The organism is Leptospiraceae bacterium (genome assembly GCA_016708435.1).
GTDB lineage: Bacteria > Spirochaetota > Leptospiria > Leptospirales > Leptospiraceae > UBA2033.
Genome location: JADJFV010000010.1, coordinates 90,834 through 112,034, shown reverse-complemented (window position 1 = coordinate 112,034; position 21,201 = coordinate 90,834). Strand labels below are relative to the sequence as shown.

Sequence of the window (21,201 nt, the reverse complement as noted above, 5' to 3'; positions counted from 1 at the left end):
CAACTTGATGTAAACCGTCTTTATGTCGATTAGGATAGCCCAACCTGCAAGAACATAAAAAAGAGTAGAGATAGAATTGAATTTGTCTCCGCCCCAGATGCTTTTAAATACAGTTCCGACAATTGCAATTGTCCAAACGATAGAAAAAATCAACCAACCCAATCCTTCTTCTCGCAGGACTACTAGCGTATAAGGCGTGTAAGTCCCTGCAATTAAATAGTAAATGGAAATATGATCGAATCTTTGGAAAACTTTTTTTGCTGTCGTTTCTTTTTTGAAACTATGGTAGAGTGTGGAATTCAGATATAAAAAGAATAGCGAGAATCCATATACTGTCGCCGAAGCGATTTTCCATGGGTCTCTTGTGTAGCTCGAAAATCCAATGAGAACTCCCCAAGCGATTAAGCTAAGGGAAGCCCCGACTAAATGGGAGATGGAATTTATCTTTTCTCCTTTATACATTTTAACCTCTTTTTTATTTTATTCTTTACTGAATAATAGTTATTAGCCTAAGATTATTTCCTATCTTTAGAAATTCTCATTTTCTTAGCCAATACTTTTTTATCGACTGGCTTTCTAATATCTTCTTTGTTTTCTAACTTTTTAGTATCTTCCGAGCTTGGATACTTTGGACGCTGATGAAGACTCGAAAGTAAAATTTCTTTGAAAGAAGATTTTACAATACTCAAATCACCAAGTGTAAGACCGCATTCATCGAGTTGATTTTCTGCGAGTTTAATATTGATTATCTTCTGAATTAAATCATCCAACGCCTGAGGGGTAATTTCATCTAGCGAGCGGCTAGCGGCTTCGACTGAGTCGGCGATCATTACGATTGCAGTTTCTTTACGCTGAGGCTTTGGTCCCGGATACATGAAATCTTTTTTGTGAATTCGTTTTCTTTGATTAGGAGAAAGATCTGCAAGAGCTTTGTGATAAAAAAATGCCATCGTGCTTGTTCCATGGTGTTCGGGGATAAAGCTTATTATCTCCCGCGGGAGTCTTGCTTTCTTTGCCATTTCAATTCCATCTATTACATGATCGATTACAATTTTTGCGGCAAGACCTGGGTTGTTCTTATCAATGTTTTCTTTTTTTGGAATTAAATGCTGATTCTCCACAAAAAATCCTGCATTTGGAATTTTACCTATATCATGAAAGTAAACTCCTACTCTCACAAGAAGCCAGTCAAGTCCCAAGTTTTGCGCTGCTCTTTCGGATAACGCAGCCACCATAAAAGTATGTGTATAGGTAGAAGGCGCTTTTGTCAAGAGTGCTTGTAGCAGAGGATGACCAGTATCCGCTAATTCTTGCAATTTAAACCTTGTTGGAATGTTAAAAATATATTCATACACTGGAAGTAAAAATTGCGTCATTAGAGCACAGGCAAATCCATTCACAATACAAGAAATGTAGATTTTGAAAATATTGGAACGAGCAATATCCGAAAAGAAAGAACCACTTGATGTAGTAACCCAGTATTGACGTGAATCTATTAGATAACCGCTAGTAGCTACTAGGATTTGAACACCGGCTATATAAATTCCAGATTTTATAAAATCAATCCGTTTACGAATTCTACTTCCATACATCGATGCAACGACTGTAGTCGAAAAGGCTATGATAAAAGAAGTCGCATTGTTTTGAGAAGATAAAAATACAAAGAAGGAAAGATAAAAACCAAGAGCGATAGAAAGTTGCTCATCAAAGATAAATGCAATCAGCATGCAAATCATTCCGATGGGAATAAAAATCCCAAAGTAATAAATGGATTCAAAGTTGTTGTCGGGATGATAAAAAAACTTAGAGACTACGAAAGTATAAAGAGTCAATATCCAAATAGTAGAAAATAAAATTACATTACTCGAAACATCGTTTAGTCTTTTTGGATCATACTTGATGAGGAAAACAATGATTATACTCACTAAAATAATTTGAACGATTAAAATAGACAAAATAGAATTTATATTGGCACGGGAATTATGCTCATTTAAAAGTTCTAGCTTTGATCTAATCTCAGGAGTGACAAGCTCTCCTTTTTTTACAATGACTTCGCTTTTTGCGATTTTGCTTTTTACAATGCTAACTTTACTTACTTCTTTTTGCTTTTCTTGTTCGGTTTCTTCTGGTTTATAAGTGCAGGCAGGAAATGAGTAGATGTAAGTAGAAAGAATCATTCGCTTCGTAATCGTGAGAGTGTTGGCGTCAATTCCAGTTAGTTTCTCATCTAGAAGTTTAGATAATTGCTCCTGCACTTTTTTATTTTGGTAAATAGCAGTTCTTGGGAAAACATGAGACGAATCAAGGGCGGAAGTATTTTCTTTTGCACCTTTGTTAATTACATGCACTCCTGTGCCAAGAGAATTCATGACGTCAGGCGACACATCCTTCATAATACAATAAGAAGAGAAAATCAAATTCGTCCCTTTTTGAACGAGTTCTCTTAGTTTGTCTTTTCTTGGATACTGCAAGAAAAAATCTAGATCTTCGCGTGATCTAAACTTCCACCGAATATTTTTGTAAACTAAAAAACCAAAATTCTTATTGTTCGTTCCATCGGATGCAATGACTTTTAGATTTTCAAAGTCTTCATCAATGTAATTTTGAATTTGACTGATTAACACAGAGTAGTCTCTCTCAAATACGAGCGATGCGGACTTATAGGCTTCTGCACGTTTTAGTTTTGTTTTATCCAAATCATCATAGATAATTTCTTTGTTCGAAATGATTGTCTCCGGAGAAACATTTCCGACAGCTAAGGAACTTTCATCTCCCATATCTGTTTTCTCCTGACCGAGATAGGGAGAGGCAAGAAAATATGTTACCATAGTTAATGTAACTAAAACGAGATAAAGTTGGAGTTGGCGAACAAAATGAATAGGGCGAACTTTCGTTAGCGCATCCGTTGTATTTGCCATGAAAGATTCTAAATGCTCTAAGAAGGTCAAGACTATATCCCTTCGAACTTATCCACAATCACGGAAACGAGCGGATGACGCGTAATATCCTCTTTTTCTAAAAACATGATTCCAATTTGCGGAGTATCTTTCATAATAGACAGAACCTTTTCGAGTCCGGAACGGCCTCTCTCTAAGTCAATCTGTGTGACGTCACCCGATAGACTCATGCGGGAATTTTTACCAATACGTGTTAAAAACATTTTCAACTGAGACACAGTACAGTTTTGTGCTTCATCTAAAATAATAAAGGAGTTATTGAGTGTTCGCCCCCGCATAAAAGCGATAGGCGCAATTTCGATCTTGTTTAGAGAAATCAAAACCTGCACTCTCTCAAATCCAATGCATTCATGAAGCGCATCGTAGATAGGACGAAGATACGGGTCTACTTTTTGAGTTAAGTCTCCGGGAAGAAAACCAAGGGACTCTCCCGCTTCCACAGCAGGACGGGTCAAAACAAGTCTATCAATTTCACCCGATTGCAACATGCGACAGGCGACCGCGATAGACAAAAAAGTCTTTCCCGTTCCAGCAGGACCAACACCAAATGTGATTAAGTTTTTCATTAGGCTATGAACAAATTTTTCCTGATTCTTAGTGCGGGGAAATATCTGTTTGCCTTTAAATGTGCTCAGGATTTTTTCACTTGGAGTCCATCCGTCCTGTGTGTTTTCTTGCTTGATTAAATAATTCAAATCAAAGCTATCAAAGTCTTCTTTATCGGGGCGTTTTTTGTAATTGTCCACTAGGTTTTTAAAGAACTCCATTGCAATGTCTACTTTGTCTTTTTGACCATTTACAATCAGGGAGTATCCGCGGGGAATGATCGTTATCCCCAAATACGATTCTAGATCTTTTAATCTAGAATCGTTGATACCACAAACCTTTTGATAAAGTGCTTCGTTGTTAAACTCAAATTTTTCCTGAACAGGAGGACTTGTCTTTTCTTTTGGCATTAAACAGTCACCACTCTTATTTTGAGTTCTTCGAGTTGTTTTGTGTCAACTGGAGTAGGGCAGTCACTCATCATACAAGTTCCTTTTTGTGTTTTAGGAAATGCTATTACATCGCGAATAGATTTGCTCTTGGACATAAGCATCATTATCCGGTCAATTCCAAGCGCAATTCCCCCGTGTGGTGGAGCGCCAAAGCGTAGTGCTTCTAGCAGGAATCCAAATTTTTTCTCTGCGTCTTCTTTTGAAATTCCAAGAAGTGCAAACACTTTTTCTTGCATTTCTTCTTTGTGAATACGAATGCTTCCGCCCCCGATTTCGTTTCCGTTTAAAACTAAATCGTAAGCTTTTGATTTCATCTTTCCGGCATTTGCTTTTAGAGTTTCGATGGAGTCATTCATGTTGAAGTCTTCATCAAACGGTGCGGTGAACGGGTGGTGAATAGCACTTAGCTCCTTCGTGGTATCGTCCACATCAAACATAGGAAAGTCAACAACCCAGGAAATATGATAGGAGTTTGGATCGGGTGTTTCGTATTTCTCCGCCATCTTTAAACGAAGTGCGCCGAGACTTGCATTGACGATTGAAATTTTATCTGCGCCAAAGAAAACCATATCGCCTTCTTTAGAGCCTACCGTCTGAGCAATTGCTGTTAGCTCTAGGGGAGTAAAACGTTTCGTAATCGCTGATTCGAGTCCGTCTTTTCCGTGCTTCATATAAGCAAGACCTTTCGCTCGGAAGTCTTTGGAAAGCCAATGAGTCAAGTCTTCAATTTCTTTGCGAGAAATCACAGAACCGCCTGGAACACAAATAGCTTTTACAATTCCACCGGAGTCAACAGCACCTTTAAATACCTGAAAGTCGCAATTTTTAACGATATCCGATACATTGAATAATTTCATTCCAAAGCGTAAGTCTGGTTTGTCGCTACCGTAAGAGTCCATCGCCTCTGCATAAGTCATCTGTGGAAACTTAGCAGGCAAATCAACATTAAACGATTCCTTAAAGACTGTAGTAACTAACGCTTCCATTTCAGAAATAATATTTGCCTGATCGATATAAGAGAACTCCATATCAAGCTGAGTAAATTCAGGTTGTCTATCGGCACGTAAGTCTTCATCGCGAAAGCATTTTACCACTTGGAAGTAACGCTCCATTCCACCGACCATCAAAATCTGTTTGAAGATTTGGGGAGATTGTGGAAGAGCGTAGAAGCTACCCTGGTGTAACCGCGATGGAACTAAAAAGTCGCGTGCCCCTTCGGGAGTTGACTTATTTAAAATCGGAGTTTCGATTTCGAGAAAGTCGCGGGAGTTTAAATAATTTCGAATCGCAAAAATAAATTTGTGACGGAGGATCATTTTGTTTTTTAAATCATCCCGTCTGAATTCGAGGTAACGATATTTCAAACGAATGTCTTCGCCTGACTCGTCAAACTCGTCTAAACCGAAAGGAGGAGTCTTGGAAGTATTTAAAATTTCTAATTTTTCAATGATGATTTCAATTTTCCCATTTGGAATTTTGGGATTGATAGATTCCGCGTCACGATGATTCAATTTGCCTGTAACCGCTAGAACGAATTCACTTCGCACATGTTCGGCGAGTTTAAAGTCTTCCGGGATATTTTCTTTTCTTGCGACGACTTGAATGATTCCTGTTCTATCTCTTAGATCAATAAAAATAACGCCGCCTTGATCTCTAAATCGAAACGCCCATCCGCACACAAATACAGATTCGCCCGCGTTTACTTTTCCTAATTCCCCAGCCCATTTACGATTGCTATAGCTTTCTTTAACCCAGTCTTTCAAAATTGATTCTTTGTCCTAAATTATTTATATTTCTTTTCTATCTTGTTTTCAAGTAGCTAGAAGGCAAGATAAAAATACGGGCGATTCGGTGGATTAAACCGTGTAGAGACGCACGGCCGTGCGTCTCTACGTAGTATACCACCGACCGTGCTTTCGCCTACTGTCAATTTTTTGCGAGCTTTTTGTTATGGTAAGCAACCTAGACCACGCAAAAAATTGACAACGGCTCTATCACTATCGCTAGTGAGAAGGTTTACTGCAAACTCTTCAGTAACCACTTCCTGACAAGGGATATACGTTTGTTATCCACTTGAATGGTTGTAAAAAGACGAAATTGCTCCATTGCCTGGTAGAGTAGCATTTCGTAGCCGGGGATGATGCGTGCGCTGTTCTTCTTTGCCATTTTAACGAGTGGAGTTTCGAGTGGATTATAGACAATGTCAAAAAGCGTTTGGGATTTAGAAAAGAAAGTATCGGATACGATTTGAGAATCTGTTTTGCCTTTCATGCCGACGGGCGTGGTATTGATGATAAGAGAGAAGCGCCTTTTATTTGCTTCTAGTGAGTCTAATGGCAAGTATTCGGAAATTCCATTCTCGATTGAGTTAAGAGTTTTAACCAGAGCCTTGCCTGTTTTTTTATTTCTAGCAGCAATTACAATCTTAGAAGAGGATAATCCGCGTTTGACCAAAGAATAGGAAATCCCTTTTGCACTTCCTCCGCTTCCTAGAATTAAAATATCACCGGCAGATTTGGATTCGAAGAAATCTCTTTTGTATTCTTCAATCGAACGAACAGCCCCATAACCGTCCGTGTTGTAAGCATTTATTTTAGAATCAAATCGAACTAGTGTATTAGAAGCTTTCATATTCGTAGAGGCTTCGTCTTTGTAATCCGCTATTTTAAAAGCCCACTCTTTGTGTGGAATTGTAACAGAAAGTCCTGAAAGAGAAATGGATTCTTTTCCTAAAATTAAATTGCGCGTTGGCTTTTCTTTTTCTAAGACGATGTAGAGAGCGTTTACTCCGTATTCGCCGAAGAGTCCATTGTGAATCACAGGAGAGAGTGTGTGCGAAAGAGGGAAGCCTAAAATTCCAAAAAACTGAGTATCACGATTGATTAGCATAATGAATACCGTATAAATCTTGGACAAAATAAAAGCAAGAGATGATTTTTGAGTTTAAATAATTCTTGCAAGCTAAGTAGATTTTTGTTTCCATTAAATTTCACAATCTAATTGGAGATTAATTATGAATCAAAAAAATCAATTTAAACTAGCTATACTCTTAGCTCTTGTATCTTTTTTCCCTTCTTCTGTATTTGCGCTCGGAACGTATGCAGAAGGCTCTCTAGTCGGAAAAATAATTCAATTTGAAAGCAGAGGAATCATTTTCGAATCCTACGAAGGTGTTATGGAAGTTACTAAATTTGAGAATGAAGAAAAATGCGATGCTACAAAGGATGAATGCTTTGCTCCCAAAAAAACAAAAATAGATTTCAGTGTTCGCACTGACAAACCTGAACTAATCAATCTATTAATGAAAAGCATTAATCAAGAATTATTACTCGGATACAATGTTCACCGCATAAAAGCGATTTCCCTCTCCTCTGATATGGAAGTCATAACTGCCGCAAAACAAGAATCAGCCGCTCCTGCAGAGCAAGGCGATAAATTAGCAGTAGCAAAATCAGGCGGCAAAAGAAATTTTTCTGTATCAGGAAAAGTATTGCAGCTAGATTATCAGGGAACCTTCATCGGAACCTATGAAGGTTTATATCTAGATGAGAGCCGCGGAAAAGTTCATCCATTCTCTGTCACTAGTGAGCAAATGGCTAAATACGCATTAACCGCTATGAAAGCTTCTTCCAAATATAATATGGGAATTTCTGTGGCTTACGCAAAAGGATTTAGAAAGTCAGATTATGATTTATTCGAAATCAACTACAAAGAACCAGCAGGCGGAGTAACGGCTACTGTGAATTAAAAGTCACCTGCACTGTCTTTGCTAGATACAAACTTCATTTATATGATTGCACCTAGCAAAGACATGTAATTTATGTTGAAAAAAAAATCAATGGAAAACAAATAGAAAACAAATGGAAAACGAAAATGATTTAAGTCGGTGTAAAAAAAGGTTAGTGGATTCGATAGAAGAATTAGGCGGAAATCTTGTTACTGCGAATCAAGATGATATAGATAACATTGCCAAATTAATCATAGAAAGTATGACTGGAACTTGGAGATACTTTCATACTCCAGAACATATTTTTGAAGTCGGTGGAGAAGACGATTCTGTAGAAATTATTGCGGCACTGTTTCATGATATGATTTATATCCAAGTCGATTATGGGATTCATATAAATTTAAGCGGCTACATCTATCCGTTTATCCGAGAGGATAATAACAAATTATATATAATCAATAACCCTGAATCGACTAAGATAGGGTATTTCCAGATTTTACTTTTGATTTTTGGATTTAGGTTAGGCGAAACACTATCTCCCTACAACGGGCAGAATGAATTTTTAAGTGCCCTTATTGCAGTTCAATGTCTTGCTTCCTATTTAACAATTGAAAAATTAGCTCAAATTGCCACTTGCATAGAAGCAACAATTCCATTTCGAAAATCAATCGACGGGAAATCACCATATCATATTTTAAAAGATAGATTAGAAGTGGTAAAACAATCTTATTCTCTCCATTGGTCAGAGAATGATATAAATGAAATCTTGAAAAAATCTTTACGAATGGCAAATAGAGACGTAGAAAATTTTGGAAATCCGAACTCTGTCAAATTTTTAGACAATACTTGGAATCTTATGCCAGAAACCAATCATGATCTAAGAACATCTACTTCTTATACAATCGTCGGTTATAGGACTTCCATGCTTAAAATGTTAAACTTTTTAAAATCTTTGAAACCTGAATTTATATTTCATCAATATATGGAGGAACCAAGCGATGAAAGATTAGAGAGGTTATTCAGGGATACCCGCAAAAATTTAGAATTATCAAGAATGTATTTAGAAAGTAAAATTATAACTGTCGGAATTTTAGAAGCCTTGTCTTTTAGAATAGGAAGAAATATTCCTCTTTCCACTTTAATCGGAGAAATTCCAGTGAATGGAATTGTTATCCCTACACTTGACTATTTTTTACCACCAGTGGAAAATCCTTATATACCACAGAATCCAATCGAAGAAGAGGCGCTCTTTATCCTTACAAAGGGTAGAAATAAAGATACTGCCTATGACTTAAAAAATTCTCCAATAGCCTCTTTTTTAGTAAATGCGATTGGATTTCCTGAAATAGAAAGGTTATTTCAAATATCGTTAGGTTTCTACGAGAGTAAAATTGATGCAGAGGAATTTTTAGAGCAATGTGATAAATTTGTTTTAGATTCTATCATCAGTGGAATTATCAAAATATTTGAAATTAGAACTAAGAATCTAAAAAAGATTAACACCGAGATCATCGATAAAAGCGATTAAGGATTATACAGTCACCTCTCACGATGATGCAAGTTCGAGGTGACTGTGGAACATTTATACTTTGGGCGAAATTTTGGGAACGACGTTTCTACTTCAAATCCCCAATCATCTTAGCGATACGCGCTACACCTTTGTCGATGTTTGCTTGACCGAGGGCGTAGGAAAGACGAATAGCGTTGTCGTCACCGAATGCGACCCCGGGAACAGCGGCTACTTCGTATTTTTCTAAGAGAACATCACAGAATAGTTTGCTCTTAGAAGCATTTGGGTTTGATTTTAGTAAAGCTTGAAACCCTGGCATTTCGTAAACACTTGTGATATAAGGAAATACATAGAAGGCTCCTTGCGGTGTACGGCAATTAACTCCTGGAATTTCATTGAGTGCTTTGACAATTTTTTTTCTTCTGTCATCAAATGCTTTTACCATTTCAGTAATGCAAGACTGGTCAGCTTTTAATGCTTCTTCGGCAGCGGCTTGCGCGATAGAAGTTGCATTCGATGTAGATTGACCTTGCATGGTGTCCATGTTTTTTATGATTTCAGCATTACCCGCACCATAACCAATTCTCCAACCAGTCATGGAATAAGCTTTAGAAACTCCATTGACTACGAAAGTGCGCTCTTTTAATTCAGGAGAAAGCATTGCAGGGTTCACAAACTCTAGCCCATCGTAAATGACTTTTTCATAAATATCATCGGAGATAATCATGATTTGGTGCTTTAAGAGAACTTCGCATAACGCTTCCACATCTTTCTTGGAATAGGCAGCACCTGTAGGATTGGAAGGTGAGTTAAAAATGAATACTTTTGTCTTAGGTGTGATTGCTTTTTCTAACTGTGCAGGTGTGATTTGAAAATTATTTTCAGGAGTCGTTTGAACAATGATTGGAGTTCCTTCTGCCAAACGGACGATATCCGCATAGCTGACCCAATAGGGAGCAGGGATAATCACTTCATCGCCGGGATTGATAGTTGCCATGAAGAAGTTGTATAATACCTGTTTGCCGCCAACTCCTACAATGATGTTTTTTCTTTCGTAGGTGAGGTTGTTGTCTCGTTTGAATTTGGCTATGATAGCGTCTTTTAGGCTAACGGTTCCTGAAACGGGGGTATACTTTGTTTGCCCCTTGTCCATCGCGAGCTTTGCCGCGTTCTTAATGTGTTCGGGGGTATCAAAATCAGGCTCACCTGCACCAAATCCAACAACGTCTTTCCCTTCTGCTTTGAGAGCATTTGCCCGTGCAGTAATAGCAAGAGTAGGGGAAGGCTCTACAACATCTAATCTTTTTGCAACTAGTAACATATTAGGCTCCTTAAATCCTTAAAGTCAGATTTTTGGTTTATGGGATTAGTTCAACTGTTTTTTGCCACAGAGGCACGGAGACACAGAGGGTTTTGGGATTGTGTTTATTTAATTCAAATGCGTCATGCTAAAGAGAGCCAATGAAATGTTTGGATTGAATTATCATGCTGTAATAGCATAATAACTAAAGGCTACGTTACGCAGCAAACAATAGCCTTTGATGACTCTCTTTAAATCTCGTCTTGTCGGCGCTTGCAGTGAGCCTATCGAATCTGCGCCTCTGTGGCAAATTTATTACTTTGCGCCTGCGGCTTTTAGGAGTTCGATTACTTCTTTATTTTGAAATTGAGTGGCTTCGGATAATGGTGATTTTCCGCCGGAGTCTTTTATATTTACATCTGCTCCGTATTTAATTAAAAGCTCTACAATTTTCTTGTCACCTACAATGCTTGCATAGATTAAAGCAGTAGCGCCGGTCTTATCTCTGGCGTTTACTTCGGCGCCTTTGCGAAGCAATAAATCTACGATTACTTTATGTCCATTTTCACAGGCTTTGATTAAAACGGTTGCCCCATTTTTATCGGAAGCATTTACATCCCCATCCCAGTTGAGAGCAGTTTTTACTTGTGACAAATCTCCCTTTTCCGCTGCATACAATAAAACTTCATCCGTTGTTGCATGTATGGATATGGAAATCAGGAATAGGAATATGGAAAGAATTACTTTAGTATTTAAAAAAGATGTTTTTTGCAAGTTGAATCTCCTAGCTCTTTTTATCGGATAATTTAAGAAAAGATAAACTAGGCTTCTTTATAAATCGCAAGATCGACAGTCATTAAGATAAAGATTTTTCACCACGAAGAGCACGAAGTTCACGAAGGGGTTTACCATGAAATCCTATCTTTTCCTCGCATTCTTCGTGCCCTTCGCGGTTGATTCTTCTTTCTTAATGTAATGACATTTGTCCACTAACATCGATCCGCCGCTAGAAGTATTATTGAATTGGGACCTTCGCTTGAAATCAATATGGTAGTGGTTTATTTTACTAAAAAAATGGATTATTGGTAATTTCCTTTCCATAACTTGTTAAATATATTATGAAAACGCTCGCAATCATTATTTGTTTCAGTTTATTTGGTTGTCTAAAGGCAAAGAAATCTCCCTTTGATATTAGCTCACCTTCTGCTTTGTTTGGAAGTTTCCTTATTTCCTCTCAGAACCGGTCGCTGCAAGGAACTGGCACTGCAACAGGAACAGGAACCGGGACAGGGACAGGATCGACAAGTTTTTCAGTGAGTGGAAGCATCTCAGGATTTACCGCTGGAACTCTCATCTTACAAAACAATGTAGCAAACGATTTAACTTTTACGGCAACAAACACCTATTCGTTTACTGGCTTGGCTTCTGGCTCTACTTATGCAATTACAATCAAAACAAATCCGACTGGTTTTGTCTGCTCTATTGCCAATGCATCAGGAACTATTACGGCTAACGTTACAAATGCGAATATTACTTGTGCAGTCATGACGGTTAATCCTGCTTATACGACAAATGGACTCAAATGGAATGACTATATCAACCGTGATTTCACGAAAGATATTTTCTCTCAAGCGGATACTGCTTGTAATACGGCAAACACAGGTGGATACAGAACTTGCGTTCATGCAGGAGAGATTCGCAAATTCGATATACCGTCTAGGTCTACTTGCACGGGGCTAACAGCTACTGATAATCTTTCTGCTCTCAACTGGATTTGTAAAACTAATTCTACTACTGGAGGAGTGTCCTTTTACTCAACAGGTCTCAAAAAAGGAAAGTATCTTTCTGATCTAATTGATTGGACGAATAACGTATGGCAAAGTCTTACAATCATTGTAAAAGAAGGAACGACGACGTTAGCTGTTAGTAACCCTTTAAAATTATGGACAAACGGATTTGATACAAGTGGAACAATTACTCCAAATGCAAGTGGGAATATTTACTTATATGATGTTTCTATTCTAGCAAATTCAATTACAATTTCTGCTAACAAAGTATCAGTAGTTATTAATCCAAATGGAATTAAGTCTATTCGAACTACTGGGAGTTGCAATGCAATTGCAGGCATTGACATTTCAAATAGAACATTCACATGGCTAGAAGGAAGTTTTGATTTTGGAAATAGCACACAAAATGCTTACGGTGTGCTTTTATCTGCGACTAAGTTTAGTGTATTGAAGAATGTAAAGATTCAAAATGTAGGAATGAATTGTGCTGCGACGAGTAATATTAATAATGCGATCAATTTGAATACAGCATCAAACAATTATTTAGAAGATGTCGTTCTTTCACAAACGCTCGGCACTTCTCCGGCTAATGGCAACGGGCTATTCCTTTCTACGAGTGATGATAATTTAGTAAATGGTATTAGTATTTCTAATATGGCGACTGACGGTATTCAGATAACTAGTTCTAAGAGTAATACAATTATGAATGCAACGGTTATTAGCTCCGCCGCTGAATGCGTTCTGATGCAAACTAATTCTCATAATAATTCTATTTTAAACATTAGCACGGCGAATACAAATAATTACGGAATTCGTTACACAACTAGCAATAATGGGTTATTTGCGAATGTGGTTGTATTTAACCATCAAAATCACGGAATTGATTTGATTTCAGGAAGTTCAATTACAGTTCATAACATTGCTGCAAGTAATAACCCAACAGGGCACGTAAATTTAAATTTATCTGATTCCTATTTCACGGGAATTGTTAAAACATCGACAGCAACTTGCATTTATACGGCAAGTAGTGGAGGAATGAATGCGAGCTGTGTTCCTGTTTCACCATCAGATTTTACTGCTCCCTTAAATATTGCTAGCATATCGAATACTTTCGTGGGATATTCTGCAACAGATTTAAAAAATTCAACACCTAGCTTAAGTGGAAATGCAAATGGAGTTGCTCTCGGTTCAATGACTGACTGGGTGAGATTTGACCATCTCTATAAGGGTATAGGAAAATATAATTCAGCTAGTTTTCCAAGCACCTTGCATTTAGGTGTTTGCAACTCAGGAAATTGCACAATATGGGATCTTTCTTTAAAGAGCACTGATACAGTTTTGCGCAATGCGAATCTATCGAGCGTAGGTGCTGCTTGTCCTTCTGCATCGAATATGATTACGCACACATACACAGGAAGCAATGTAACTTTTTTACGTAACTCAATTGAATTACTAAACGACGGTGTCGGAAACGACAACGGACTATGTGAGGCTAATGAAGATTGTCTCCTGACTCCTAATATTGGTTCTTATCAGGGGCATGGGAATTTAGTTTCTTCTAGCACACTCAGTGGTGGTTGTGCCGATGTGACAACGCAGGGTATTAAGTTGTATCAGTATGAGACTAATGGGTATTAGTCGCAAACTACTTATGCGTCAAAATCTCTATACTTGTCCAGTCGTCGCTGATGCCCAGGCGGATTGCATCTTCACAACGCTTGATATAGAGTTTTGCGGAGATGTCTGTTGGATTAATTCTCAGAACATTTTGAAAGAGTCCAAGAGCGACGGAAAATTCTTTATTTGAGTAAGAAAGAATTCCAAGTTCGAAATCGTATTTTGTTTTTTGGATTCGTTCGAAGATACTTTCCTCGTATCCATCATAGATTTCAAAAACAGTAACAGGTTCTTGTTTTCCTTTGACGACTACACTATCGATCATTCTATAATTGTAAATAGTTGGATCACTTAATCTGGAAAGCGTTCTGTCACTGATTAAGATTCCTGAGCCGTAAGTTTTGGTTAGACCTTCGATGCGGGAAGCTAAGTTGACTGCATCGGAAATTACAGTTCCTTCCATTCTTTCATGCTCTCCGATAGTTCCCAGCATTAGAGTTCCTGTATGAATTCCAATTCCGATAGTGATTGCAGCATAGCCTTTCTTTTTACGGCGAGCATTATAAACGCGAATTTCGTTTTGGATTTCAATCGCGGAACGAACAGAGTCTTCCGGTGATACTGGAAAAAGTGCCATGATTGCATCACCTATGTATTTGTCTATGAAGCCATTGTTGTGGCGGATAATAGGACCTACCCGCCTCAGGTATGCATTTAGAAAATTAAAATTTTCCTCCGGTGTCATCTGCTCGGAGAGTGAGGTAAACGAGCGTATGTCGGAGAATAGAATAGACATTTCTTTTTGGATTTGGTCTGCAAGTTGAACATCTAGAATACTCTTTTTGCCAAGAAGGCTTAAGAATTCCATTGGGACAAATCTACTGTAAGCCTCGTTTGTATTTGTTAAATCAGAATGGGCTGACTCAATGCTCTTTGCCATACTGTTAAAGCTTTTACTTAATTGACCTAATTCATCTTTGCGATTTACACTTACCCTTGTCTCCATTTTTCCATCAGCTATTTCGCCTACCGCAATGGATAGAGCAGTAATTGGCTTGGTCAAATAGCGGGCGAGTGCGTAGGAAACGAAAATGGAAAAGACCGCAAAGAGTATTCCAATCGATATAAACAAGAAATACAATGAGTTTTTGTATTCTCTAACTTTTCTATCACTGATTTCGAGTAAGACTGCTCCTATGTTTTCGCCTTTCTTGTTTCGAATGGGGCTAATGGCAAGTAGCAAATTTCCATAGGCAATATGCGCTGCCTCTTGCATGATGAAACTTTTTCCTGATCGAACTGCTTCTTTAATGAGTGCGATTGAATTATTTTTTTCCTGGTAGACTCCGCCTGGAGGTGAGGACATGGAATTTTTTAAGCTGTAATAATAGGTGTATTTGATTTCTTCTCCGAACATTTTGATTGTCAATTCTGCTTCGCTTTCCGGCAAAAGGATATTATCCGGAGTTGCCCATTCGTTTTTTTTCTTGTTGTAAGACACAACTTTATTTCCGTTTATTTTTATTTCTGATGAATCCTGTTGTTGCAAAATTTGAATGATAAATTTTTTATCTCCGTAGTCTGTTTCAAATCCTTCTGTATAAAAGAAATTATCATAACGCACTGTCAATCTACCGCGATCATCCGAGTTTACTTCTAATCCAATATAGGGACTTTCAATCCAAATCGTATCATATCGAATATCATAGGGATCAATGGCGTAAGAAAAATCTCCGTTTTCTTTGCTGTGGTTTAAGGTATAAAGAAAGGTAATATGTTTTTCGTTTTCAATTATTTTCTGTAGATATTTATAATAATGCTGAAAGGAAGGATCATTTACGGAATAGGTTTTGTTGAATTCCTGATGCCTTTCGCCTTCAATGGAGGCGGCGACATGCTTCGCAATATTTAGGTGATGCTCCAGAAAGTTTTCGTAGAACACACGAACACTTAAAAAGTAAACCCCAACTGCAATCGAGGTTATACTCATTATTCCTAAAAATAGAAAGGAAGCGATAAACTTATTTTTTAAATTCATTTCGCTCCATCGGAACTAAGGTATTTCGAGAAAAAAAGCCCCAAAATCGAATCATGCGAGCAAGTTATACTAAGGCAAGAATTGAAAAAGCACTTTTTTTACCTAGCTTTTAAATTTTGAGAGAGTCGGGAGTGCGTTCGTTGCCTATAATCTTAATTCCTACTTGACAATCCTAAAAATGGTTTCATTCTTTTGTTTATGCAAAGCACGATTTTAGATTTTCCGGAAGTAAAGCTTACAAAGATTTCTGTAAAGGATTATGAGTTGTTATGCAGACAGAATCCAACGCAATATGAAAAAACAGAATTGTTTGAAGGAGTAATAGTAGAGAAAATCACAAAGAGTAGTGCACATATTTTTTTCAAACATTATTTAGTTCACTCGCTGAGAGGAATCCTACCATCGGGTTTTTTCATTCAGGAAGAAGACAGTGTCCGTCTAGGGGGCTCAGAATTAGAGCCAGATATTTCTGTTATCTATGGCAGTTTTTTGGATTATAAAAATACGCTGCCAGAAACAGCAAGACTCATTATTGAAATCTCCATTTCTTCTTTGAATTATGACAGAGAAAAAGCAAATGCCTACGCCAAGGGAAATGTGGAAGAGTATTGGATTGTAGATGTAGACAATAAAAAAGTAGAAGTATTCACTAGTCCCCAAAATGGAAATTATCTAGATAAAAAGATATATACCTTCCAAGAAGAAATTCCCGCATTCGAAAAAATCGTTTCTTTAAAAGAAATATAACAACTGATTCAAGCATTTCAAAACTGGCAAAAGCTTGTTCTTCTAAACTTATAGTTTCTAAACGTAAACTTGACAATATAGGAAGCACGAAGTGTTCAAAGGATCATTCATAAACAAAGCCTTACAAACCTTTTCACTTTTTCTTTAGGGCAAGTGGATCCATTTTTTTGTTGTTAGAAACTTTGCTTTTACAAACTCCCGTCCTGTTCTATTTAACAAATGTTTCTTCTCTGTTTGAAAACCTTTGTCAGTGTTTACCGACGCTCTCGTCTAAGTTTAAAAACGCAGCGTTAAAGTTTACCAAAAGATTTTGAGCGTTTACGGCTGGATTTTTAAACGCTCAGAAAAGATTTTGACTGTTTACCGCTGGATTCTTAAACGCTCAAAAAATGTTTTTGACTATAGTCAGATTGCCAAGACAAAGCCTTACATTTTTTAAAATGACGAACAGATTGTCATTCCCGAAATCTTTTATCGGGAATCTCAACAAGTAGGGACCCCCGATAAAAAATTTCGGGGGTGACAGGAAAGGTGACTGGCTTGTTTAGAGTAGAAATAAAAAAACCCCTGAATGACTTCAGGGGTTTCTAGTTTTAAATCTTGTTTAGAGATTAATTTTGTGCTGCATTGAAGAAGCTGCTTGCACTACATCCTGCCTGACCTACGTCAGTAATGTTTTTGGTTGCTTTATCGAAGCAGAAAATCTGCCACCATCTACCAGCTTGCCCAGGACCAGAGTTGTAGGTTCTAACAAGACCAGTGGATTTGTAAACTTTTACAGTTGAGCCGGAAGTGGAAAGGGCTGCTTCATTGGACCAGTTATAGAGACTGTATCCAAGTCGAGTAACAGCAGGAGAAGTCCAAACGGTTCCTTTCATCGAAACTGTTTCAGGTCCATATCCGTTCACAACGTCAATGTCAAGTGTTAAGTCTTCTGAGCCACACTGTGCTGGAGACTTGGTCACTGCATTTGATACCCCAGGGTTTCTACATTTATCATTCCAAACAACTTGGTTCTTACGCGTTGTAGATCCGTCACCATATTCTAAGTGCGAGTCAACGTCACGCGGTGTAGCATTCCAAGAAAGAACAATTCTTACTTCATCTGCTTGTAAGCTAGGTGAAACTAAGATGTTCTGATTGGCAGAATTTGCACCAGCAGAAATCACAGTCTCGTAGGTTGTTACGAAACCATTTCCAGAAATCTCAATCGTGTAATTACCAGCAGGGACGTTTGGTATTACATAACTTCCATCTGCCGCCGATGTAACTGCTCCAATGGTTGCATTACTAGAATCCAATGCGTAAGGTCCACTGGTAACACCGATTCCAGGACGAATACGAACTGTTAAGCCAGTTGCAATAGCTTGGTTGTTAAGAGCATTGAGCAATCTTCCCGAAATCGAAGCTGGAGCTTGCGAGCCAGGAATCATAGTTACAATGTCAAAGTTGGTAGTTGCACTTGGTTGAATCGTTACAATTCCTTCTACAGGAACATATCCAGCAGAAGCAAACTTAACTTTCCATTGACCAGGATTAATCGAGAATACCGAGTAGTTCGGAACATTTGTAAAAGCAGAAGTTCCAGAGCTTAAACTAGCTGGAGCAACTCCACTAGTAGGCCTTGTGCCAGCAGTTGGATTAACAATTTCTAGAGTATATGTGCCAGTGAATGCTGCTCCACCTGCGATCACTATACGACCAGAAAGATTTCCTTTAGGTCCGTCTACTACGATCTGAACATTTGCCACAGTGGGAGAACCAGTGCTTGGAACTGTAACTGAAATTAACTCCGTTACATAACCAGGTCTAGTAACTCTGATAACATAAGTTCCCGGATCCACGTTGTCGATTGTATATTGACCACTTGCGTTTGTAGAAACGGAAGGAACTTGTATATCAGTCGCTCCCAATCTAGAACCAGAAATTGTATCAGGATCTCTTCTTACAGGACCCCATGTAATTGTATTTGGGTCAGAATCAGTGTCACGACCAAGTTCTATAGTAGCTCCGCTCAATGCACCGGTTGAAATTGCGTCTGTGATAGTTCCAGTGATTTGACGACGTGGTAAATGTGCTACGGTGCTATTAACTGTTAAGAGACCGTTTAAAGCCACTGTTCCAGCATTTACTAAAGCTCCTGTCGAAGTCGGAACCATATGCTTCAAAGGGTCAGTAATAATGACGTTGTAAGAACCGCCTCTGAATTGGTAGCCGCCCGGACAATTAGAACCGAAGCATACTGGCGTTGTTGCTAAAACAGAGTTTGATACTATCGTCGATGGGGCTGCACTGAGAGCGGAAGCAGTTGCATATTGACTAATTGCATAAGCAACTCGCAAGCTATCTGCTGCATCATTACAAGCTTGACCAGAAAGGGAAGTTTGACCAGCTACTACCGCTCCTACAAGAGAAGGTATATTACACAAGGTAGAAGAAGAGGGAAGGCTTACTACTTTCGAATTTCCATCAAAAGCATAGGCTCCCGATGCTGAAGTAGTGGTGATATGAGCAATAGAATTACCTGAACTGTCAGAGTTTCCTAACATAATCGCAAATAATCCAGGAACACCGGATTGTTGTGTGTACCCAGGAAGTGCAGCACCATAAGAATTTCGAGTGCCACTCACCAAAGTGTCTGCAACTACAGTTTGACCAGCGATTTGGGCTCTATGTGTAGAGGGTGTTAGAACAACAGGCGCTGCATTTACATCTTGACCATTGAGTGTAATTACATTTACAGCAGAGTCAATGTATCCCGGAGCAGAAATGAAGTAACTCCATTTACCCGCTACAGCAGTAAACATTACATTATTGCCACTTACCTCATACACTTTATTTGCGTAAGTAGTGTAAGTCCAAGGACCAGCACCTTGATTCGTTGCTACGCAAGCTGGCTGAAAGCCACCGGCAGCACAAGCATTGTAACAAGCATTTGCCGCGATTGCAATACAAGCCTCTCTCATCCAAAGGGATGTTAAGTTTCTAAGACGGTCGTCAGAACCAGTCGCAAGATAAAGAAGGTTGGAAGGCGGCTGTGTTCCATCTGGACGGAAATTGATAGATGCTCCTTCAATTCTAGATACTCCAGATGCGGTAACTTGTCCTGTTACATTCGAAGGTCTTGGAACAACTTTATTGAAACCACCTGATTGAGCAACGGATGTTGCACTTCCAGTTGGATTGGCAGTGAAAGAAAAGGAGGTTGAGGATGTTAAGAATCCTGCTTTGGAAATTTCCACAGAGTAGACACCAGAGGATAGAGTTTGGCTGAAAGAATACTTACCGGCAGCATCCGTAGTTGTAGTTCCTACAATGTTTCCATTTGCATCTTTTAAATTTACTGTGAAACCAGATAAATCAGAGCCACTAATCGCAACATTTGCTATGCCCCAGTTAGTGATATTTGCAACAGCAGAGCTAGCAGGATTCCATGCGGAACTTAATCCAGGAATTGTAACTAAAGTTGGAGTGGCCGGATTGTTACCAGCAAAGCTAAATTGAATCGGCACAGCAGAACTTGTATCAGTAAATGGCTGACCACCACTCGATTGTCCTGAGCCTAGAACAGTAATGCTATAATTCCCATTTGGAAGATTTGCTTGGTTAAATGTATAAACTCCGCTTGCATTTGTGGTCGTTGTCGCAATCACATTTCCATTTGCATCTTTTAGCTGCACAGTCGTTCCAACTGGCATCGGACCTGCTGCGACGATAACTGAGCCGCTTTGGTCTTTGAAGCCAGGAGTTGTAGCTGTTCCTGTGATAGTTGCTGGACCGGAAGTAAGATAGAGTCGAGTGGAAGATAAATCAACACCAGTGATATTGTTTGCATTTGCATTGACTGGATTAAATGTAAAGTTCAAGTCTTGGTAGGCGTAGTTTAATCCATTGCCAGAATTGATCAATACTCGATAATCTCCGTTTGTCAAGTCGGCGATATTAAAGCTATAGGTTCCGTCAGCATTTGGTTTGGTTGTTCCAATTACATTTCCTTGACTGTCGATCAATTGAATTGTAACTTGTGTAAGGTCTAATCCAGCGTCACTAGAACATGGAATCGTTACATTGCTTGCATTTTTACAGTCTGTAGCATTCAAAGTTCCAGAAATGGTTGCTTGCCCATGGTTTGCAACCTCTTGGACAGAAGCAGTTGTTCCTGTGCTATTAGTTTCAGAAGTGGAAGTAGTTGCAGTAGCTGGTGAATTATTACTCGAAGGAAGAGGCACTCCATTTGAGTCTGCTTGTTGAGGGGTTCCTGTGGATGAAGTTGTTGAGCCACCGCCAGTTAAGGCTGCCATCCAAAACATTGCTTTCTTTTTCTTTTTTCCGCAATTGGCACTGAACGCTAAAGATAGTGCAAGTAGCAAATAGAAAAAGATTTTACTTAAGCTTACTTTGTTTGAAATAACATTTACGTTTTTCATTTTATTTTTCTCCTAATTTTTTTTCATTCAAAATTTTTGCTTGTCTAGTGGCTTTATTGATACTCATTCATAAATCCTCTAGGATTCCAATTA

13 protein-coding genes are annotated in these 21,201 nt (G+C 38.5%); 4 read left to right on the top strand and 9 right to left on the bottom strand.

Annotation, left to right across the window (positions count from 1 at the left end; translation table 11 throughout):
- From IPH52_15385 to aroE, 5 genes are all read right to left on the bottom strand, one after another.
- Positions 1–462, bottom strand: a 462-nt coding sequence (locus tag IPH52_15385) for a hemolysin III family protein (protein MBK7056396.1), incomplete at its 3' end; no start/stop codon positions are given.
- Positions 463–515: 53 nt separating this feature from the next.
- Positions 516–2,918 carry an HDIG domain-containing protein gene (locus IPH52_15380; protein ID MBK7056395.1) on the bottom strand — a complete coding sequence of 801 codons (2,403 nt, stop codon included), beginning with the start codon at positions 2,916–2,918 and terminating at the stop codon, positions 516–518.
- Positions 2,919–2,950: 32 nt separating this feature from the next.
- The gene (locus IPH52_15375) at positions 2,951–3,913 is read right to left on the bottom strand and encodes a PhoH family protein (protein ID MBK7056394.1); all 963 of its coding nucleotides are present in this window, start codon (positions 3,911–3,913) and stop codon (positions 2,951–2,953) included.
- Positions 3,913–5,718, bottom strand: a complete 1,806-nt coding sequence (gene aspS, locus IPH52_15370) for an aspartate--tRNA ligase (protein ID MBK7056393.1) — start codon at positions 5,716–5,718, stop codon at positions 3,913–3,915. Before aspS ends, IPH52_15375 begins: the two co-directional genes overlap by 1 nt.
- A 253-nt stretch (positions 5,719–5,971) precedes the next feature.
- Positions 5,972–6,844 (bottom strand): shikimate dehydrogenase, encoded by an 873-nt coding sequence (gene aroE / locus IPH52_15365; GenBank protein ID MBK7056392.1) that lies wholly within the window; start codon positions 6,842–6,844, stop codon positions 5,972–5,974.
- Positions 6,845–6,968: 124 nt separating this feature from the next.
- On the opposite strand from aroE, the gene IPH52_15360 reads away from it, so the two are divergent.
- Both IPH52_15360 and IPH52_15355 read left to right on the top strand, forming a co-directional pair.
- Positions 6,969–7,703: a hypothetical protein gene (locus IPH52_15360; GenBank protein ID MBK7056391.1), complete on the top strand. Its 735-nt coding sequence runs from the start codon at positions 6,969–6,971 to the stop codon at positions 7,701–7,703.
- A 112-nt stretch (positions 7,704–7,815) separates the two neighbouring features.
- Positions 7,816–9,210, top strand: a complete 1,395-nt coding sequence (locus IPH52_15355) for a hypothetical protein (GenBank protein ID MBK7056390.1) — start codon at positions 7,816–7,818, stop codon at positions 9,208–9,210.
- An 88-nt stretch (positions 9,211–9,298) separates the two neighbouring features.
- On the opposite strand, the gene IPH52_15350 is transcribed toward IPH52_15355, so the two are convergent.
- A complete protein-coding gene (locus IPH52_15350; protein ID MBK7056389.1) occupies positions 9,299–10,513 on the bottom strand; it encodes a pyridoxal phosphate-dependent aminotransferase in 1,215 nt (404 codons plus the stop codon).
- A 294-nt stretch (positions 10,514–10,807) separates the two neighbouring features.
- Positions 10,808–11,266 carry an ankyrin repeat domain-containing protein gene (locus IPH52_15345; GenBank protein ID MBK7056388.1) on the bottom strand — a complete coding sequence of 153 codons (459 nt, stop codon included), beginning with the start codon at positions 11,264–11,266 and terminating at the stop codon, positions 10,808–10,810.
- 344 nt (positions 11,267–11,610) lie between these two features.
- Here IPH52_15345 and IPH52_15340 point away from each other — a divergent pair, with 344 nt between their 5' ends.
- Entirely contained in the window at positions 11,611–13,917 is a 2,307-nt protein-coding gene (locus tag IPH52_15340) for a right-handed parallel beta-helix repeat-containing protein (protein ID MBK7056387.1), read from the top strand.
- Positions 13,918–13,924: 7 nt separating this feature from the next.
- On the opposite strand, the gene IPH52_15335 is transcribed toward IPH52_15340, so the two are convergent.
- On the bottom strand, positions 13,925–15,934 hold the full coding sequence (locus tag IPH52_15335; GenBank protein MBK7056386.1) for a HAMP domain-containing protein: 2,010 nt from the start codon (positions 15,932–15,934) through the stop codon (positions 13,925–13,927).
- Between the two features lie 198 nt (positions 15,935–16,132).
- Between IPH52_15335 and IPH52_15330 the strand changes: the two genes are divergently transcribed.
- Positions 16,133–16,681, top strand: a complete 549-nt coding sequence (locus tag IPH52_15330) for a Uma2 family endonuclease (protein ID MBK7056385.1) — start codon at positions 16,133–16,135, stop codon at positions 16,679–16,681.
- A 611-nt stretch (positions 16,682–17,292) separates the two neighbouring features.
- Here the strand turns inward: IPH52_15330 and IPH52_15325 are convergent.
- Positions 17,293–21,108: a carboxypeptidase regulatory-like domain-containing protein gene (locus tag IPH52_15325; GenBank protein MBK7056384.1), complete on the bottom strand. Its 3,816-nt coding sequence runs from the start codon at positions 21,106–21,108 to the stop codon at positions 17,293–17,295.
- Positions 21,109–21,201: the final 93 nt, after the last annotated feature.

Excerpts from the sequence above, each read along its gene's own strand:
- IPH52_15380 (MBK7056395.1), bottom strand. The coding sequence starts at position 2,918 with ATGGCAAATACAACGGATGCGCTAACGAAAGTTCGCCCTATTCATTTT.
- IPH52_15375 (MBK7056394.1), bottom strand. The coding sequence starts at position 3,913 with ATGCCAAAAGAAAAGACAAGTCCTCCTGTTCAGGAAAAATTTGAGTTT.
- aroE (MBK7056392.1), bottom strand. The coding sequence starts at position 6,844 with ATGCTAATCAATCGTGATACTCAGTTTTTTGGAATTTTAGGCTTCCCT.
- IPH52_15325 (MBK7056384.1), bottom strand. The coding sequence starts at position 21,108 with ATGAAAAACGTAAATGTTATTTCAAACAAAGTAAGCTTAAGTAAAATC.
- IPH52_15330 (MBK7056385.1), top strand. The coding sequence starts at position 16,133 with ATGCAAAGCACGATTTTAGATTTTCCGGAAGTAAAGCTTACAAAGATT.
- IPH52_15355 (MBK7056390.1), top strand. The coding sequence starts at position 7,816 with ATGGAAAACGAAAATGATTTAAGTCGGTGTAAAAAAAGGTTAGTGGAT.
- IPH52_15340 (MBK7056387.1), top strand. The coding sequence starts at position 11,611 with ATGAAAACGCTCGCAATCATTATTTGTTTCAGTTTATTTGGTTGTCTA.
- IPH52_15350 (MBK7056389.1), bottom strand. The coding sequence starts at position 10,513 with ATGTTACTAGTTGCAAAAAGATTAGATGTTGTAGAGCCTTCCCCTACT.
- IPH52_15335 (MBK7056386.1), bottom strand. The coding sequence starts at position 15,934 with ATGAATTTAAAAAATAAGTTTATCGCTTCCTTTCTATTTTTAGGAATA.
- IPH52_15360 (MBK7056391.1), top strand. The coding sequence starts at position 6,969 with ATGAATCAAAAAAATCAATTTAAACTAGCTATACTCTTAGCTCTTGTA.